The organism is Bacillus piscicola (genome assembly GCF_022458745.1).
Lineage (GTDB): Bacteria > Bacillota > Bacilli > Bacillales > Marinococcaceae > Alteribacillus_A > Alteribacillus_A piscicola.
In genome coordinates this window covers 132,915-151,166 of the sequence record NZ_JAJJJF010000002.1, presented here as the reverse complement: position 1 = coordinate 151,166, position 18,252 = coordinate 132,915, and the positions used below count along the sequence as shown (strand labels likewise).

The window sequence follows — 18,252 nt, the reverse complement described above, 5'->3', positions numbered from 1 at the left end:
ACACTTCTCAGGGGGAGGCGGAGTTCGTTTTCTCCTCGATAGGCGTATAAAGCCACGGAGAGGAACATGATGTCCTTTTCCACTTCGTGTATACACCTATATTGCCTTTCAACCTTGAGAGTCTCTCTGTACTCTGTTAAAGGTGCTATAATGTTGTCCCATTCACGCGGTATCTTTACTCTTTTCATCTTCAGCTTCGTCAAGTGATGCAAACATCGCTCCATTTCCAGATCCATACTCTTTTCCAGGGAGAATCGCATTTAAGATAATACCGAAGAACGTCGCCAGTGCCATTCCTGAAATTTCTACACTGCCGAGATTAATAAATGCTCCGCCGATTCCCGTAACAAGAATGACAGAAGGGATGATAAGGTTACGGTTTATGCCAAAATCAATTTGGTTGTCAATTAGCATTCTCATACCTGATGACGCGATAATCCCGTACAAGAGAATCGAAACACCGCCGAGCACTGGTCCCGGGATACTCGCAATCAATGCCTCTACTTTACCGACGAATCCAAATATGATAGCAAGCGATGCTGCTCCCCCTATGACAAACACGCTGAACACTTTTGTGATTGCCACCACACCGACGTTTTCTCCGTACGTTGTATTCGGAGGACCACCGACAAAGGACGCGATCATCGTTGCCACACCGTCTCCCATAATCGTCCGATGAAGGCCCGGTTTCTTCCAGAAGTTTTTTCCTACTACTTTACTTAAGACCGCTGTATCACCCAAATGCTCAGCTAACGTAACGAGCGCGATCGGGGTCATTAACGCGACAATACCCCAGTTCCAATTAGGGGTGAACGTGACAAATGGGATAACGAAATCCGGAATGCGAAACCACGGTGCTTCCACAACTGACGTAAAATCGACTAATCCGGCGATTGCTGCGATAATGTAGCCACCTACTACACCAATGAAAATCGGAATCAATTTTAAGAATCCTCTGAAAAAAACAGCTGCAACAATCGTAATCAAAAGGGTAAGGAGCGCCACACTTAAGTGGAGCATCGGTTGGGTATACTCACCACTGTCTCCATCAAAATTCATCGCCATTTCAATTGCATTTCCCGAGAGCCCTAGGCCAATAACCATAATAATCGGCCCTACAACCACAGGTGGCAGGAGATTCATCAGCCACTGAACACCGACCCCTTTAATAATGATAGACGCGACCCCATACACTATCCCTGCAGTAAACGTTCCAATCATGACCCCTTCAGGACCACCTATCGTCATGGCAGCAATAATCGGCATGATAAAAGCGAACGAAGAACCGAGATAGGCAGGAACCTGCCCTTTTGTAATGATCAAGTAAGCAATCGTCCCGAGACCACTGGAGACAAGAGCAACTGCCGGGCTTAGTCCTGTTAAAATCGGGACTAGAATCGTGGCACCAAACATAGCAAATAAGTGCTGCAAACTTAAAATAATCCACTCGTTCCACTTTGGTATATCATGGACCCCTAACCTCACTTTTTCTTTTTCCATGTCATACGTCCTCCCCTTTTCATAATATATATGGTACGTCTTTCCTACCAGCGAAAAACAAAATACCCCCTTGCCCCGGAGACAAAGAGGTATAGATCGCTGGTAGGAAGGCCGGGTGGCCCGCATTCGATTATACTCTTCTCAGTCTCTCAGGACCGAATTAAAGATAGTATATTATTTGTTTTGCTGAATCATGACTTCATCAGTACCATCCACTTCCGCAAAGCGAACGGCAATCATCTCATCTTTGGATGTGGGGACGTTTTTCCCAACAAAATCCGGACGGATCGGCAGTTCACGATGACCGCGGTCTATCAGGACAGCGAGTTGGATTTGAGAAGGCCTTCCTCCCGCGTCCATGAGCGCATCCATCGCCGCCCTTACCGTGCGTCCCGTATAGAGAACGTCATCAATCAGGATTACCCGTTTCTCGTCAAGGTTGATCGGGATGCTCGTCCCTTTTAATTCTGGGTCTAGGGTAGAAGATGCAGGTGAAAGGTCATCCCGATACATTGTAATATCTACTTCGCCAACCGGAATTGATTCCCCTTCTATCCGGGTAATATTCTCTGCAATGCGCTCGGCCATGTAAATACCTCGTGTTTTAATGCCGACAAGCATACAATCTGTAATGCCTTTGTTTTTTTCAATGATCTCGTGAGTGATTCGTGTTAGTGCCCTTCTGATTGCTTGTTCATCTAAGAGAGTTCTTTCTTTTGTTTCCATGTTTAGTACCTGCCTATCATAGAGTTATCTCACACAAAAAGACCTCTCACCCGTTTAGATGAGAGGTTGGTTCGCTGCTTGTTATACTTGTCGAACTGGTAAAAACGATACGTTCGACTCGCATAGACATGATCCTTCTCAGCCTCACGGGACTACATTAAAGGGTGACTATCTACATGATGTGTGTGTTCTTTTGTTATATTGATTATGCCAAACGTTTAAACAGAAATCAAGGCTTTTGCTGTAATTCATCCAGCAATTGTTTCATATCTGTAGGAATCTCTGCGTTTATCGTCATTTCTCGTCCAGTCCGGGGATGGATAAAACCCAGTTCTGCCGCATGCAAGGCCTGTCCCTTAATCGACAGCATTTTAGTAGGCCCGTATTTCGGATCGCCAGCGACCGGATGCCCGATATATGCCATATGCACGCGAATTTGGTGAGTACGCCCAGTCTCTAGTTGGCATTCTACGTAAGTGTAGTCTTCCCACTGTTCCAATACATTAAAATGAGTCACCGCTTCTTTTGCATGCTCCGCTGTCACGGCCATTTTCTGGCGGTCTTTCGGATCTCGGCCTATTGGCGCTTCAATCGTACCGTATTCATGAGGAATCACCCCGTGGACAATCGCTCGGTAGACACGTTTTAAGCGGCGCTCTTGTAATTGTTCATTCAGATTTTCATGAGCGTCATCTTTTTTTGCGACAATAAGTAAACCAGATGTGTCTTTGTCAAGACGATGGACAATTCCTGGACGCTCTTCTCCGTTCAAAGAGGATAAATCCTTCACATGATAGAGGAGTGCGTGTACGAGTGTCCCGGAATCATGGCCCGGCGCAGGATGAACAACCATGCCCCGCGGCTTATTCACAACTAGGATGTCATCATCCTCGAAGCAGATATTGAGCGGAATGTTCTCCGGCACAATTTCTTTCTCCTTTGATTTCTCTGGATATACCGTTATTTCATCATCTTTCTGGAGTGCATAGTTACTTTTTACTGTTTTTCCGTTTACGAGCACACGACCATCTTTGATCCAAGCCTGCAAGAGTGTCCGTGACCAATCCGCACGCATATTCGCCAAATGCTTGTCTATTCGTCTGCCTGTTTCATCTGCTGTGATGATCCATACCTCTTGATTCATGCGCTTTTCTTCCTCTTTCCTTTCCATTCATCCTGCACCATTTTAATAAACAATAGAACCACCCCAACGACTAACGCGGAGTCTGCTATATTAAAGATCGGGTAATTATAGTTGAAGATATAAACGTTAAAAAAGTCGACCACTTCCCCGTACAAAACACGGTCAATGAAATTCCCAATGGCACCTCCCAAAATGAGGGCAAGTGTCACTCCTATCATCTGACTGTCTTTCCCGAATTTATGCAAATAATAAATAACCGCGATAATGACAGCAACCGTAATGATATAAAAGAAAGCCATCTGCCCCTGTAAAATACCAAAAGCAGCACCAGCATTACGGTGAGAAGTTAAATAGAAAAAGCTCGGGATAATCTCAATACTTTCTCCTATCTCCATATTTTTCGCTACAAAATATTTCGATACTTGGTCGAGACCGATAATGAAAAGTGTGAGCACATAGTACAAAATGAACATGTTAGCGACACCCTGCTTTTCCATCTGAAACACAACCAGCAGTCTCTCACTTTCCAATAAACTGCTGGCTGCTCCAGGTTTTAATTAAACTTGACTGTAATGAGTCTTTACAATTTCTGCACATTTTTCACAAAGATCAGGATGGTCTTCATCGTTTCCAACCGTCTCCGACACTGTCCAGCAACGCGCACAAGTCTCCCCTTCAGCTGGGCGGACTTCGACTGCTGTATGTTCAAAAGTTTCGGCACTTGCCGGTGCTGTTTGTTTGTCTCCACCAATTCCGGCCTTGGATACGATAAACAATTTCGCCAAATCACCTGCGTTTTCGAGCAGACTTTTCCAGTCAGCATCAGGATAAAGAATGATCTCTGCTGTTAACGATTTGCCAATCACTTTTTCGTTCCGTGCCTTTTCAAGTGCTTTAAGAACATCATCACGGACAGCCATAACTTGGTCCCATTTTCGGGAGAGTCTGCGTTCGTCTTCTGAAACAGCTGCATGTTCCGGCATGTCTGTCAGTTGTACATGATCAGCGTTCGTTTCGGGGATGAAGTCCCACACCTCTTCTGCGGTGTGCGGGATAATCGGTGCTGCCAACTGTACAAGCGCTGTCAGCGTGTCATACATTACCGTCTGAATGGCGCGTCGGTATTTATTATCAGCCGCTTCAATATACAATGTATCTTTCGCGATATCCATGTAAAAAGAGCTCATTTCAATTGTACAGAAATTGTGTAAGTCATGATAGACACTGGCAAACTGATAATCGTCATACCCTTTTCTTACTTTATTTACCAGTTCCTGCAGTTTAATGAGCATATACCGCTCAAGCTCTGGAAGCTCTTCAGCTGCTACTCGGTCGGTTGACGGAGTAAAGTCATTTAAGTTACCGAGCATGAAGCGGAACGTATTTCTTAATTTCCGATATACTTCCGCTACTTGTTTTAGAATGTCGTCGGAAATACGTACATCAGCTTGATAATCGACAGAAGCGACCCAGAGTCGTAAAATATCGGCACCCAATTGTTTCATAACTTTATTAGGCACCACAACGTTCCCGACAGATTTACTCATTTTCCGTCCTTTGCCGTCAAGCGCAAAACCATGGCTGATAATCGCTTTATACGGCGCTTTGCCAGTCGTTGCGACGCTTGTAGATAACGAAGAATTAAACCAGCCTCGATATTGGTCGGACCCTTCTAAATAAATATCAGCCGGACGAACGAGATCCTCTCTTTCTTCCAGTACAGCTTGGTGAGACGAGCCGCTGTCAAACCATACATCCATAATATCCATTTCTCTCGTGAATGTACCATTTGGACTGTGTTCGGACGCAAACCCTTCTGGAAGTAATTCTTTTGTTTCCCATTCAAACCAAATGTTTGAGCCGTGTTGCCGGAAGAGTTCAGAGACGTGAGCAATCGTTTCATCATTGATGATCGCTTCTCCATCTTCTCCGTAAAAAATCGGAATTGGCACACCCCAGGCACGCTGGCGGGAAATACACCAGTCACCACGATCACGCACCATATTATAAAGGCGTGTCTCTCCCCATTCCGGAAGCCATTTCACATTCCGAACCTCTTGAAGCAGATCTTCACGGAAATTCTCAATAGAAGCAAACCATTGCGCCGTTGCTCGGAAAATAACAGGCTTCTTCGTACGCCAATCATGCGGATAAGAGTGCGTGATGAATTGCAGCTTCAAAAGCGCTCCCAGTTCTTCTAATTTTTCTGTGATCGCTTTATTCGCTTCGTCGTAAAACAGCCCTTCAAAGCCTGGTGCTTCTTTCGTAAAATACCCCTTATCATCGACCGGACAGAGCGCGTCCAGGCCGTACTGCTTACCGACGATATAGTCATCCTCCCCGTGTCCAGGAGCTGTGTGTACACATCCTGTTCCCGCATCAAGTGTTACATGCTCACCTAAAATGATAAGGGATTCCCGGTCATAGAGCGGATGTACCGCTGTAATCTGTTCTAGTTCCCGACCTTTTATCGTTTTTAGAACAGTCGGATTTTCCCACTCCAGCTCTGTTTTTAATGTTTCCAAGAGCCCTTCGGCAACAATATATTTTTGTCTGCCTTCCTCAATGACTACATACGTGTAATCAGGGTGAACCGTAATAGCAAGATTTGCAGGGATCGTCCACGGTGTCGTCGTCCAGATAATAAACTGCTCATCGCCTGCGAGCACATTTTTGCCGTCTTTGACGGAAAATGCCACATAAATAGACGGCGAACGCTTATCATGATACTCAATTTCTGCTTCAGCAAGTGCTGATTCGGAAGAAGGCGACCAGTAAACAGGTTTTTTCCCTTTGTAAATATAGCCTTTTTTGGCCATTTCTCCAAAGACGTTAATTTGTTGAGCTTCATATTCGTTTGTCAACGTAATATACGGGTTCTCCCAGTCACCACGCACTCCGAGACGCTTGAATTGTTCACGCTGGCGGTCAATCTGTTCGCGTGCGTAATCTTCACAGAGCTGCCTGAAAGCCGCCACAGACATCTCTTTCCGTTTCACTTTTTTGTTTTTCGTGAGCGCCGTTTCAATCGGCAGTCCATGTGTATCCCAGCCCGGCACGTACGGGGCATGATATCCCATCGTCGACTTGGACCGAACAATAATATCTTTTAAAATTTTGTTTAGGGCGTGCCCCATGTGAATGTCGCCATTTGCGTAAGGAGGTCCGTCATGCAAGACAAAGAGCGGACGTCCCTTCGTACGCTCCTGAACTCTTTCATACATGTTTTCTTCTTCCCACTGTTGCTGTCTTTCCGGCTCTTTATTTGGCAGATTACCCTTCATCGGAAATTTTGTTTTTGGCATTAATAACGTCTCTTTATAACTCACTTTATTACTTCCTCCTCATGTGATAAGTGAAAAAAAAACGAATTTTATTCGAACAGAAAAGCCTTCTCATCCCTTGGAAAAGGGACGAGAAGGCCTCGCGGTACCACCCTAATTGATTGAAGACGCTGCTTTTCGGCAGTCTCCAAACCACTTGTAACAGGATAACGGCAGCGGCCGCCAGAGCTTATTTGGCAATGTGCAAGTCGGCTCTGGAACTCCAAGGTGATGTCCGTTTTGCGCTTCCACCGTGCTCCCACCTTCCACGGCTCGCTGTTTCGGAAAACATGCAAAAACGGTGCGTCCTTATCGTTGTCTGTAGTTTATGATATTGTAAAAAATTATAAAACAAACGGCATGTCCACGTCAAACGACTATTATTCGTTATATGCGTCAAGTCTTTCCCGACATGGTTATCCGTGCAATATTTCTAACATACACATACTTATTCGTTATTAGACATGCTTTCTTCCATTTCTCTTTTCTCATCTTCTGTCACCTGGTCCCAGTCGTCATTATGTAACATTTCCATCTGTGCTTCAATCAACATTTTGAAACGCATCCGATACACCGATGCCTGTTTTTTCAGTTCTTCAATTTCTAGTTCTATCTTGCGAGATTTATTCAGTGCATCATTAATAATGCGATCGGCATTTTTTTCTGATTCTTTGATAATTAACTGGGCCTCTTTTCTAGCGTTGCGCCGCACTTCTTCTGCCGACTCTTGAGCAATGAGAATCGATTTATTCAATGTTTCTTCAATATTTGAAAAATGCTCCAGCCTTTCTTCTAACTCATCTACTTTTGAGAATAATTCACTCTTTTCACGGATAACCGTCTCATAATCTTTAATGACCTGATCTAAAAATTCATTCACTTCATCTTCATCATATCCGCGAAATCCTCTTGTGAATTCTTTGTTATGAATATCAAGTGGCGTTAACGGCAAACCAAACACCTCCATACATGTCTGTTTTGTTTTTTGTATCATTCGTCAAATATCGCAAAAATCCTTTATAAAAAATCAAGGATCTTGTTTTTTTCCAAATGTCACCTTAAAGCGGCCTTTTTTCGTCTGTCCGGCTGTTTCGATTACCTTTCTCCTGCCGAGTCCGCGTATGGACACGTAATCATCACTGTTTAGCAAAAAGTCAGGCTGTTCGGTAGTCTTCCAGTTGACTTTCACCAGTCCTTTTTCGATATAAGTAAGCGCCTTGCTTCTGGATAAATGATACATCTTGGCGGTAAGAGCGTCGAGTCTGAAAGAGGATACCGTTGTCTCGGCTTCTTCCCAAACATCGCTGATCGGCAGCATGCGGTGAAAAGAAATCGGCTCTACCGAAACGGAAGCGTTGCCGACCTTATGTAAATTCATCTCAATAAAAGAAGAGATCTCCGCGGCAGCAATAAATTGAAACCGTCCTTCTTTTTCCATAATATCTCCGAATTTACGCCGCTCTATCCCAAGACCGATTAATGATCCAAGAATATCCCGGTGCTTGATAACCGTGAATTTAGCAGGATAGTTGAGTTGAAACAAGGAGAGCGCAAAGTCTTCCTTTGATATTTCTTCATAAAAGGGATAAAGGAGAGCCCGCTTTCGTTCACATTCGCCATCTCCCCCCCAGAAAGAGAGATGGACGGTATCATCTTTTCCAATGACAGATGCCAGTATTTCTTGTTCACGCGGATCCAAAAAATCAGTCCGCTTTTTTTCATAAAATGTCTCCACAGCGCCTTTCCATTCGAGGGCCTGTTCAATAAATATATGTTCTTCTTTACGATAATGATCGAAAATAGACATGACAGCACCCTAGAAAAAGAGCGCTTGGACGCCGTAACGAGCAAAATGGAGCGCAATAATAGCCACAATCGGAGAAATATCTATCATACCGAGTGGAGGGATGATTCTCCGAAATGGTTCCATGTATGGCTCTACGACCGACCCAAGCATCTGTCCTAGAGACGACTCACGCGCGTTTGGAAACCATGACATTAAAATATAAATGATAATCAGATAAGAATATATCTGCATTCCAGCAAGCAAGATAAAACCAATTGTTTGCATAGGCTACATTTCTCCTTTAATTCTATTCAATCGTGTGAAAGATTCAGCATTTCAGATATTGCCCCGGATACATCGACGTTATCCGGTGTACAAAGAAAAATAGCAGCGCCGACCTTCTGCATCTCTCCGCCAATAGCGTAAACAGTACCACTTAAAAAATCAATGATCTGACGTGCCTCATCATTCGGAAGTCGCTGTAAATTAATAATGACCGATTTGCGGTTTTTTAAATGATCGGCTATATCTTGGGCTTCCTCAAACACGCGTGGTTCCACGAGCATCACTTTGGACACTTGCTGTACACTTTGGAGACTGACAACGTTCTGGGCTTTTTTATCGCTATCTGTCGGCTCTGCACTCTCAATTTCGTGTTCTACAGTGTCATCATCTAATTCAAAAAAACGTTTGAATTTCGATTTAAAATTCACCGTTTTTCCCCTCCCCTTGCCAAGTAAAAGCCAGGACGGCCTATTCTTTTCCTACTAATATGCTGCCAATGCGAACAAATGTCGCTCCTTCTTCGACGGCAACATGAAAATCGTTGGACATTCCCATCGATAATTCTCGGCACGGTGCATGAGAGAGATTCAGTTTTTGTACCTCGTCACGCAGTTCCCGTAATCCACGAAACACCGGACGAGCTTCCTCTGGATTCTCTACAAAGGGCGCCATCGTCATGAGTCCGATAACTTCCAAAGCCGGGTATTTTTCCAGTGATTTAATAAAGGGGATCGTTTCTTTTAGAGAAAGGCCAGCTTTTGATTCTTCCCCGGATACGTTTACTTGGACAAAGCAGCGAATTTTTTCACCCTCCGGACAGCGCTTTTGGAACTCTTTTGCAAGCGAAAGACGATCGAGCGAATGAAAATAATCATATTTTCCGATTAGATCTTTTGCTTTGCGCGACTGCAGTGTTCCAATAAAGTGAAAAGTGGCTTGTCCGTCAAATTCCTGCCATTTTTCAAGGGCACCTTCCAACCTATTTTCACCTAAGTGCTCTACTCCAGCTTTAAGGGCAGCTCCCGCCGTATCAATCGAGACATACTTCGTCACAGCAATAATTGTTACGTCTGCTGCATCACGTCCTGCTTTATCGCACGATTTTTGAATGGTGTTCTTTATATGAGCAAGATTATCTGCAATCGTCACGTTGATTTCCTCCTATTTTTTTCTTCCTGCTGGCTTTTACGGCCGATAAAAGCCAGCATTCTGCCTGTTCGTCCGTGCTCACGCCGGTAAGAAAAAAACAAATCCTCCTCGTCATATGTACAATGTCCGCTTACGACAATTTGGTTGACAGGCAGCCCTTCTGCCGCAAGCAATTGACGATTCATCTCTTTCAGATCAAGATGGAAACGGTTGTTACCGACGGGCCTCCATGGTTTCTCGTTCTCATTTGGTAGAACCGCTTTCATCTTTGCAATAACGTGATTATCCACTTCATAGTTTAATTGGGAAATTGCAGGCCCGATCACCGCATATATCGTTTCCGGCGAAATCTTCTCTTCCTTCTCCCATGTCCGAATGAAAGTACCGCCAATGTTTTGGGCTGTTCCTTTCCAACCAGCATGGACAAGCCCGATAAACCCCTGGTCTGGTGCAAAGAAGTACAGTGGCACACAATCAGCAAAAAAGCTAGCAAGCAGTACATTCGCTTCTTCCGTATAGAGTCCATCTGCTTTTCCGACACTATCTGCGTCGGAATATGCGCCATGTCCCCGGTGTTCGGTGCCCACTTTTATAATCCGGCTTCCGTGCACCTGCTCTGCCACTGTCCAATCAGAAAGTGCAAAGCCGGTATCAGTGGCGACGCGGCGGCGGTTTTCTCTTACTGCTTCTGCTTTGTCGCCTGCATAAAAAGCCATATTTAAAGTGTCGTAAGGAGGAGCGCCCACTCCCCCTGTACGCACTGTTATCCCGGCAGTGACATGAAAACGCGATTGAAACGGGTTGGTTTCAATCTGTAGCAAACGGTCTGTCATTTTAGTGAAAGGTTCTTTTCCCACCATTATCCGCTTCTTTCTTTCCTAGCATAAGCAGGAATCGTTTCTTTATTTTAACATATTTTGTCGCTTTCCCATAGAAAAGTTGCCTTTTCCACGTACACTTTATTCTCTTATGAAGAAGTCTCCCGAGATAATCCCTCCGCTGCTTTATAATTCTTCTTCTTCGTACAAATTAACGAGAATAACATCTGACCCTATTTTGACAATTTGCGTCCATGACACGACAAATTCGTTGTCCTTGTTAAAGAAGCTCATCATTTTCCCAGCACCGCCGACGATAATGGCCTCCACTTGCCCTGTAGAGACATTAATATCAATATCTCCGACATTTCCCAGTCTTCTGCCTGTATGCATGTTAACAATGTCTTTCGCCTGTAAATCTGATATTCTCATTGGTGTCTCCCCTTCTTTTAGAAGTAGCCGTATTACATTGTATGTCAGAGAACGGCCGAACATTTCTCCATACGCAAAAGTTCAGAAGGGAATGAAAGAGAAATCAAAAAAGACCAGCCTCCTTTTTCAGAAGACAGGTCATCATTCATCAATAACTTAAACACTTGCTGTACGATTCATTTGTTTAATTGCCGCTTTTTCCAAGCGTGACACTTGGGCCTGTGAAATTCCAATTTCTTCTGCTACTTCCATTTGTGTTTTTCCTTGGAAGAAACGCATATCGAGTATCATCTTCTCGCGGCCATTCAGCCGGACCATTGCCTCTTTTAAGGCGAGATGATCGAGCCATTTGCCATCTTGTTCTTTGTCGTCGCTAATCTGATCCATGACGTAGATTGGATCACCACCGTCATTATAAATAGGCTCAAATAACGAAACAGGATCTTGGATGGCATCCAAGGCAAACACGACATCCTCTTTCGGCATATCAAGCTTCGCTGCAATTTCTTGTACAGTAGGCTCGTCTTCCCGAGCTTTTTCGGCCATCAGTTTGTCGCGAACCTGAAGCGCTTTGTAAGCCGTATCCCGCAGTGACCTGGAGACGCGAATTGGATTGTTATCGCGAAGATATCGTCTCACCTCTCCAATTATCATCGGGACGGCATACGTAGAAAAACGAACGTTTTGAGATAGATCAAAGTTATCAATGGATTTCATCAACCCGATACAGCCAACTTGAAAGAGATCATCCATATGTTCTCCTCGGTTATTGAAACGCTGAATGACGCTTAGGACGAGTCGGAGATTGCCATTCACCAACGCTTCACGTGCCATTTCATCTCCTGCTTGCAGTTTTCGAAAAAGTTCTCTCATTTCGTTATTTTTTAGAACGGGAAGTTTCGATGTATCCACACCACAAATTTCCACTTTGCTACGTGCCACTGTCATTCCTCCCAAGCAATGATGTCTGGGGATGTCCTTTTTATGTAAAAGGAAATCATCGAATGAGTAGTAAGTATCATCCCGCTTCTTCGTATGTTTCATGAACAGTATGGTCGTTCGGCAAGAAAATTATGCAGTGGCAAAAAATACCGTTAGGTGGATTTCGTCTCATTCAAAGAATAAAACCCGGCATCCTGCCGGGTTTTTTATCTTAAACCATTTTATTAAATTCTTTTTGCAACCGCTTAATAATTCTTTTCTCTAAACGGGAAATATAAGACTGAGAAATGCCCAATAAATCCGCAACGTCTTTTTGAGTCTTTTCTCTTTTTCCTGATAAACCAAAGCGCATTTCCATGATTTGCTTTTCTCGTGGATTCAACGTTTCCAACGCCCCTTTTAGAAGCGTTCGGTCGACCTTTTCTTCGATTCCTCTCGTAATAATATCCTCGTCCGTGCCGAGAATATCAGACAACAGCAGCTCATTTCCATCCCAATCAATATTGAGCGGTTCATCAAACGATATTTCGGAACGTATTTTGTTGGTTCGTCGCAAATGCATTAAGATTTCATTTTCAATACAGCGGGAGGCATAAGTCGCTAATTTAATTTTCTTTTCCGGATTAAATGTATTCACGGCCTTAATGAGCCCAATCGTCCCAATACTGATTAAATCCTCGATATTAATGCCAGTGTTTTCAAACTTGCGGGCAATATAGACGACAAGCCGTAAATTGCGTTCAATTAAGAGTGAGCGTGCTTCTTCATCATTATTCGGAAGCAGGCTGATTAAATGGGCCTCCTCTTCTTTTGAAAGTGGTGGCGGCAGGGCTTCACTTCCTCCGATGTAATAGAGTTCGTCCGGTTTTATTCCAAACTTTTTTAATACCTTAATCCAGTAGAGTCGCAGCTTTAATTTCAGCAAACCGATGACCTCCTACATATTGTATTATGCTGTGGCATTTGTGCTGGTCTGCAGAGGATCCGCTGGTAATATCATTGTGAAATCTCCGTTTGATGAAAGAGATTGAGGTTCGAGTCCGACTAACATGGAATCAAACTGTACTTCCGTGTTGTCGTAGTTTACCCGGACATTATCCGGTTTCAGCGCAAACATCATCTGTAAGTCCTGTCCTGCAGTCCGAAATGGTATCAATCGCCACCTCTCTTTCCAACTTTCCACATGTTCGATATCCTCCATGCGCTTCTCACGCACCATTGTCTGGATTTGCTTGTATTTGTCACTTGAGAGCTTGTCTTCAAGAACCGACACTTCCATAACCATCACGGGCGCACGGGTTATCGGGTCCTTAAGCTCATTTCCTGTATCTACGAGCGCCTCCCCGTGAAAATGATCTTCCCCTATTTGAACATTGACATTGGCAAGCTTGGCCGATTTCAGTTTTCTTGTTTTTGTCACAAGGTCTGTCCAGCGATTAATCAACCAAATGACTGGCAATGCACTTACCATAAGTATGATCGAAAAACTACCGTACATGGAGGCTGTGTAATCATTTAAAAATCCATGGTTTTCAAGCATTGAAAAGCGGATTGTTTCTAAAGCGATTAACGTCCCTGCCGCAAGAAAGCTGACAACATAAAACATAAAAACGGTCTGAGCAAAAGTTTTTAAGGACCGATAACCAAATGCCATCCACACGAGCAGAACAGAGAGAAGAGCTTTTCCAACCGGATGAACAAACCAAGACTCGAACGGAGTAAGAATGATAAAGACCGTACAGGAACCAGCAATCGACACCGTCCATAATCGTTTCTTTGTTAATCTTCGTTTCATTAAGCGAGCGGTTCCTGAAAATAAAATGAAGTGAATGATGACATTTAGGCACCACAGCACGTCTAGGTAATATATCCCTACCACCTTCTTTCACCGCTATATAATTGTTTAATTCCATTATATAAATAACGTATTTAAAAGTCTGTCAGTTCATGACACACTTTTCTACTTCTTTTGTGTTTTTTTGTCAATACGCGTATAGCAGTGGCTCGTGAGGTGAGACCAGGGGAACAAAACATAGTAGAGATCCATATATTTCTTCGTAGGGAATACAGAGGCAGGTGAGGAATACCCAGTCTCTCAGCAAGGAATCCAAATTTGAACGCGGGGTATCCAGTTTTCGAGTGAGTTATCTGAATTCTAATGAGAAGACAACCTCTATGACGTCGTTATTTTGACCACGATGCGATTTCATGACTTCATCCACCCTCTATGGCGTTGCTATTTTCATCACCGCGCTTTTTCACGACTTCATACGCACTCTATGGCGTCGTTATTTCGGCACCAACGCGGTTTCACGACTTCATACAACCCCTATGACTGTGCTATTTTGACATCAACACGGTTTCGTTACTTCATACAGTCCCTATGACGTCGTTATTTTCACCACAATGCGATTTCAGTATCTAGACTCCGCGCAAAAAACCGCCTGTGCAGAACAGGCGGCTTTGGTAAATATGTTATTATTTGCGTCTGCGGCGGTTGCGAAGGAATGCGGGAATATCCAATGTGTCCGCTCCTTCTTCTTGTGCAGATGGTACTTCGCGAGGTGGTTCTTTCACTTCTTCTTGCTGCGGACGTTCTTGTTGCGATGGAAGACGGGATCCTCCGCTTTGCTGCTGGGAGCGCCGTTTTTGGAGAGCACTTTGATTTTGTGCCGCTTTCGCCTTTTTATCCTCGATGTCTTCAAAACCAGTAGCGATGACTGTGACAACAATCTCCTCATCCAGATTTTCATTAATGACCGAACCGAAAATCATGTTTACCTCTTGATCAGATGCTTCTGAGACAATTTCAGCTGCTTCATGTACTTCAAATAAACTTAAATTACTGCCGCCGGTAATATTCATCAGCACCCCTTGGGCACCGTCAACGGATGTTTCTAAAAGCGGGCTTGAGATTGCCTTTTTCGCTGCTTCTGCTGCCCGATTCTCACCGGTTGCAATGCCTATTCCCATCAATGCGGAGCCTTTTTCACTCATGATCGTTTTTACGTCAGCAAAGTCAAGGTTAATCAATCCTGGAACAGCAATTAAGTCGGAAATTCCCTGCACCCCTTGACGAAGAACGTTATCTGCTTCCCGGAAAGCTTCGAGCATCGGTGTACTCTTATCTACTATTTCTAATAAACGATCGTTCGGGATCACGATTAATGTGTCCACTTTTTCCTTCAAAGCAGCGATTCCTGCTGCTGCTTGTGTCGAGCGTTTACGTCCTTCAAAGGTGAAAGGTCTTGTGACGACACCGACAGTCAATGCACCAATTTCCTTTGCTGCTTCCGCAATAACCGGTGCTGCGCCAGTACCAGTTCCCCCACCCATGCCGGCTGTGATAAACACCATATCAGCACCATTTAACGCTTCTTCAATCTGTTCTTTGCTTTCTTCGGCTGCCTTTTTCCCAATTTCAGGGTTGGCCCCAGCTCCCAAACCGCGTGTTAACTTACCGCCGAGCTGTAGCTTTGTCTCCGCTTCAGAGAGCTGCAGTGCCTGTGCATCTGTGTTGACTGCAATAAACTCTACTCCTTGGAGACCGTTTTCTATCATTCGGTTAACGGCATTTGATCCACCGCCTCCGACACCAATTACTTTTATTTGTGCTAGCTGTTCCATATCCATTTCAAATTCCAACATTCAAGGTCCTCCCTAATCAAATCTATCTATCGAGCTAGATGCATTATTCAAAAAAGACTTTGAAGAAATTCTTCATTTTCGATTTCATTCCAGGGTCATCCGGTTTTTCAGCTTTTTGTGTAGTCTTCCTCTCACTTGGGCTTCCTTTCGGTTGTTGAAGGCTGTTAGCCGTATTCACAGATGCAGCTGTCTCTTTGTTTTGAATTTTTACATTCTGGTGAGCAAATTCAATAAGTCCGATGCCTGTCGCATATTTCGGTTCTCTTACCCCAATATAATCGGGGACAGCCATACGGACATTCTGCCGCCATACATCCCTTGCCAGTTCCAGGACACCTGGTATCATAACGGTTCCACCTGTCAGGACAAAGCCTCCGGGTAGATCTGAAAACCCAAGCTTGTACACTTGATCTGCAGCCAATTCAAAAATCTCTTCCATCCTCGGCTCTATGACATGGGCAATTTCATATTGCGTGTACTCTTCCATTTCTTCGCTGCCAATCGTTTTCATCTCAAATGAGACTTCATCCGAAGCATCATCGATGAAAGCGTGACCATGCTCTGTTTTCACACGCTCTGCTTCTTCCATTGTCGTACGAAGACCAACGGAAATGTCGTTCGTAATGTGATCTCCACCAATCGTAAGCACAGATGTTGCCTGCATCGTGCCGTTTTGGAAAACAGATACCGTCGTGGAACCTCCTCCGATATCAACAAGCGCCACCCCAAGGGCTTTTTCATCTTTTGAAATAGCAACTGTTCCAGCGGCTAGCGGCTGCAAGCATATATCTGCAACGCCGAGCCCAGCTTTTTCCACGCAGCGAAGTAAATTATGTAAAGCTGTTTTAGCTCCTGTTATAATTGTCCCTTCCATTTCCAGCCTAACGCCAAGCATTCCCCGCGGATCTTTGATCTCACCGAGCCCATCTACGATAAACTGGGTTGGAATGACATCGATAATCTCTCTTTCCGGGGGTATCGGCATCACTTGCGCCGCATCCATGACTCGTTCAATATCTTCATCTCTTATTTCTCTATCCGAGCCGGATACAGCAACGACACCACTGCAAAACTGCATATCAATGTGATTACCATTAACTCCAACAACCACTTGTTCAACATTAAGCCCGACCATCCGCTCCGCTTCTTCAACTGCTTGTTTAATAGATTTCACCGTTTCATCGATATCTACGATTGCCCCTCTTTTCAAACCGGTTGAAGGAGCATTCCCGACCCCCATAACTTTTAAGGAACCTCCGGACATATCACCAATTATAACGCGCACGCCGGATGTACCGATATCAAGGCTGACATATATATCCTCGCTGTTCACTTAGTGGCACCTCCCGTTGTTGATCTTAACTGCATCTATTAATTGTTGTTAGCCTTTTACTTCATCTTCTTCTCATCTTAGCACGGGTGACTGCTTTGTAATAGTGAAAATAACCTATAAACGATTACGATTGTTTTTCAAAGTAGTTACAACTTCCACATATCCTCCTCATTTTCCTTTAAGAAGACTGAATTAAATAAGAATGAAGTTATGTTTAAGTCTACACTAACTTTTAGCAGCAGAAAAGCTAAACCTATATGAAAAGGAGAAGCATCTGTACTATTCTTCTGCTGTATCAGTCTCCTGCTGTTCTTTTTCCTCTCCGGTGTACTCAAAGTAGGAGCTCATTTTCATATGCAAAACTCCTTCTGCATCAGAGTCTATTTCTTTAGCAATAGCAGGATAGGAGGACATGTTGGTAGCAAATCCAGGGATCGCACTCACTACTTCAATACCATCATTCATATAGAGGAGAAGCTCCTCTTCATTCTGCGGCCGGTAGTGAACCTCGGAAATACGGTTTAAAATCCCGTCTCCCAACCGACTGAGTTCTTCCGTAAATGCTTTTAGTTTCGTTTCTTCCGTGAAATTTATTAACAACGGGGCATCCGCAAGAAGTTGTTTGATGGTATTGTCGGTAAGAACATCTCCGTTTTGCAGAACGGGAACATATTGATTTCCCGTATCCACATAGGCGATCCGTCTATGTTCTGTTACAGTGATCTGAATGTCCGCTGGAAAACGGCGGCTGACAGAGGCAGACTCCACTTCCCTTAAACCTGCAATTCTTTTTTCAACTTGAGCAGTGTCCACTTTCCAAAGGCTTGTCCCTTCTTCAACTTGACTGACTTCTTCTATTTTCTGAGGGGCCAAATGTTCTGTCCCCTGCACCGTAATGTCACGCACATGACTCAATGGAGATTGGAAATAAACGACGAGCAAAATTAGAATAAAAAAGATGGAAAGATACATGATAAGCCGCCGATTTGTGCGTTTGCGGCGCTGTTCTTTCAATGCTGGGATACGGTCATCTACTGGTACTACTTTCTCATCCGGCATCTTTTTTACCCTCCAATCTCGTACATGAAGCAAGCTGACCTACCTTTCAGAAGGCGAACTGCCTATACTTATTCCATCAAGCCATTGAAGAGGAGAGCGGGCCCGGC

19 protein-coding genes are annotated in these 18,252 nt (G+C 44.1%); all 19 read right to left on the bottom strand.

Annotation, left to right across the window (positions count from 1 at the left end; all coding sequences use genetic code 11):
- Positions 1-162: 162 nt before the first annotated feature.
- Positions 163-1,500, bottom strand: a complete 1,338-nt coding sequence (locus LOR49_RS05435; RefSeq protein WP_240375211.1) for a uracil-xanthine permease family protein — start codon at positions 1,498-1,500, stop codon at positions 163-165.
- A gap of 174 nt (positions 1,501-1,674) precedes the next feature.
- Entirely contained in the window at positions 1,675-2,226 is a 552-nt protein-coding gene (gene pyrR, locus LOR49_RS05430; protein ID WP_240375209.1) for a bifunctional pyr operon transcriptional regulator/uracil phosphoribosyltransferase PyrR, read from the bottom strand.
- Positions 2,227-2,455: 229 nt separating this feature from the next.
- Entirely contained in the window at positions 2,456-3,370 is a 915-nt protein-coding gene (locus LOR49_RS05425; RefSeq protein WP_240375207.1) for an RluA family pseudouridine synthase, read from the bottom strand.
- Complete coding sequence (lspA, locus tag LOR49_RS05420) at positions 3,367-3,837, bottom strand: signal peptidase II (protein WP_240375707.1); 471 nt, start codon at positions 3,835-3,837, stop codon at positions 3,367-3,369. Before lspA ends, LOR49_RS05425 begins: the two co-directional genes overlap by 4 nt.
- Before the next feature lie 90 nt (positions 3,838-3,927).
- Complete coding sequence (ileS, locus tag LOR49_RS05415; protein ID WP_240375205.1) at positions 3,928-6,699, bottom strand: isoleucine--tRNA ligase; 2,772 nt, start codon at positions 6,697-6,699, stop codon at positions 3,928-3,930.
- Between the two features lie 108 nt (positions 6,700-6,807).
- Positions 6,808-6,945 (bottom strand): hypothetical protein, encoded by a 138-nt coding sequence (locus LOR49_RS05410; RefSeq protein ID WP_240375203.1) that lies wholly within the window; start codon positions 6,943-6,945, stop codon positions 6,808-6,810.
- Positions 6,946-7,141: 196 nt separating this feature from the next.
- On the bottom strand, positions 7,142-7,645 hold the full coding sequence (locus LOR49_RS05405) for a DivIVA domain-containing protein (protein WP_240375202.1): 504 nt from the start codon (positions 7,643-7,645) through the stop codon (positions 7,142-7,144).
- 75 nt (positions 7,646-7,720) lie between these two features.
- A complete protein-coding gene (locus LOR49_RS05400) occupies positions 7,721-8,500 on the bottom strand; it encodes a YlmH family RNA-binding protein (RefSeq protein ID WP_240375200.1) in 780 nt (259 codons plus the stop codon).
- Positions 8,501-8,509: 9 nt separating this feature from the next.
- A complete protein-coding gene (locus tag LOR49_RS05395) occupies positions 8,510-8,764 on the bottom strand; it encodes a YggT family protein (protein ID WP_240375198.1) in 255 nt (84 codons plus the stop codon).
- A 26-nt stretch (positions 8,765-8,790) separates the two neighbouring features.
- Positions 8,791-9,192 carry a cell division protein SepF gene (locus LOR49_RS05390; protein ID WP_240375196.1) on the bottom strand — a complete coding sequence of 134 codons (402 nt, stop codon included), beginning with the start codon at positions 9,190-9,192 and terminating at the stop codon, positions 8,791-8,793.
- Positions 9,193-9,232: 40 nt separating this feature from the next.
- Positions 9,233-9,913, bottom strand: a complete 681-nt coding sequence (locus tag LOR49_RS05385) for a YggS family pyridoxal phosphate-dependent enzyme (RefSeq protein WP_240375194.1) — start codon at positions 9,911-9,913, stop codon at positions 9,233-9,235.
- A complete protein-coding gene (pgeF, locus tag LOR49_RS05380) occupies positions 9,910-10,773 on the bottom strand; it encodes a peptidoglycan editing factor PgeF (protein ID WP_240375192.1) in 864 nt (287 codons plus the stop codon). Before pgeF ends, LOR49_RS05385 begins: the two co-directional genes overlap by 4 nt.
- Positions 10,774-10,917: 144 nt before the next feature.
- On the bottom strand, positions 10,918-11,163 hold the full coding sequence (locus LOR49_RS05375; protein ID WP_240375191.1) for a YlmC/YmxH family sporulation protein: 246 nt from the start codon (positions 11,161-11,163) through the stop codon (positions 10,918-10,920).
- Between the two features lie 156 nt (positions 11,164-11,319).
- Positions 11,320-12,105, bottom strand: a complete 786-nt coding sequence (gene sigG / locus LOR49_RS05370; RefSeq protein WP_240375189.1) for an RNA polymerase sporulation sigma factor SigG — start codon at positions 12,103-12,105, stop codon at positions 11,320-11,322.
- A 211-nt stretch (positions 12,106-12,316) separates the two neighbouring features.
- Positions 12,317-13,030: an RNA polymerase sporulation sigma factor SigE gene (gene sigE, locus LOR49_RS05365; RefSeq protein WP_240375187.1), complete on the bottom strand. Its 714-nt coding sequence runs from the start codon at positions 13,028-13,030 to the stop codon at positions 12,317-12,319.
- A 24-nt stretch (positions 13,031-13,054) separates the two neighbouring features.
- The gene (gene spoIIGA, locus LOR49_RS05360) at positions 13,055-13,960 is read right to left on the bottom strand and encodes a sigma-E processing peptidase SpoIIGA (protein WP_240375706.1); all 906 of its coding nucleotides are present in this window, start codon (positions 13,958-13,960) and stop codon (positions 13,055-13,057) included.
- Positions 13,961-14,583: 623 nt separating this feature from the next.
- Entirely contained in the window at positions 14,584-15,753 is a 1,170-nt protein-coding gene (gene ftsZ, locus LOR49_RS05355; protein WP_240375185.1) for a cell division protein FtsZ, read from the bottom strand.
- Between the two features lie 43 nt (positions 15,754-15,796).
- Complete coding sequence (gene ftsA / locus LOR49_RS05350) at positions 15,797-17,086, bottom strand: cell division protein FtsA (RefSeq protein WP_240375184.1); 1,290 nt, start codon at positions 17,084-17,086, stop codon at positions 15,797-15,799.
- A 279-nt stretch (positions 17,087-17,365) separates the two neighbouring features.
- A complete protein-coding gene (locus LOR49_RS05345) occupies positions 17,366-18,145 on the bottom strand; it encodes a cell division protein FtsQ/DivIB (protein ID WP_240375182.1) in 780 nt (259 codons plus the stop codon).
- Positions 18,146-18,252: the final 107 nt, after the last annotated feature.

Coding starts and splice junctions, on each gene's coding strand:
- LOR49_RS05425 (WP_240375207.1), bottom strand. CDS start 3,370: ATGAATCAAGAGGTATGGATCATCACAGCAGATGAAACAGGCAGACGA.
- LOR49_RS05395 (WP_240375198.1), bottom strand. CDS start 8,764: ATGCAAACAATTGGTTTTATCTTGCTTGCTGGAATGCAGATATATTCT.
- LOR49_RS05400 (WP_240375200.1), bottom strand. CDS start 8,500: ATGTCTATTTTCGATCATTATCGTAAAGAAGAACATATATTTATTGAA.
- pyrR (WP_240375209.1), bottom strand. CDS start 2,226: ATGGAAACAAAAGAAAGAACTCTCTTAGATGAACAAGCAATCAGAAGG.
- LOR49_RS05345 (WP_240375182.1), bottom strand. CDS start 18,145: ATGCCGGATGAGAAAGTAGTACCAGTAGATGACCGTATCCCAGCATTG.
- pgeF (WP_240375192.1), bottom strand. CDS start 10,773: ATGGTGGGAAAAGAACCTTTCACTAAAATGACAGACCGTTTGCTACAG.
- ftsZ (WP_240375185.1), bottom strand. CDS start 15,753: ATGTTGGAATTTGAAATGGATATGGAACAGCTAGCACAAATAAAAGTA.
- LOR49_RS05435 (WP_240375211.1), bottom strand. CDS start 1,500: ATGGAAAAAGAAAAAGTGAGGTTAGGGGTCCATGATATACCAAAGTGG.
- LOR49_RS05375 (WP_240375191.1), bottom strand. CDS start 11,163: ATGAGAATATCAGATTTACAGGCGAAAGACATTGTTAACATGCATACA.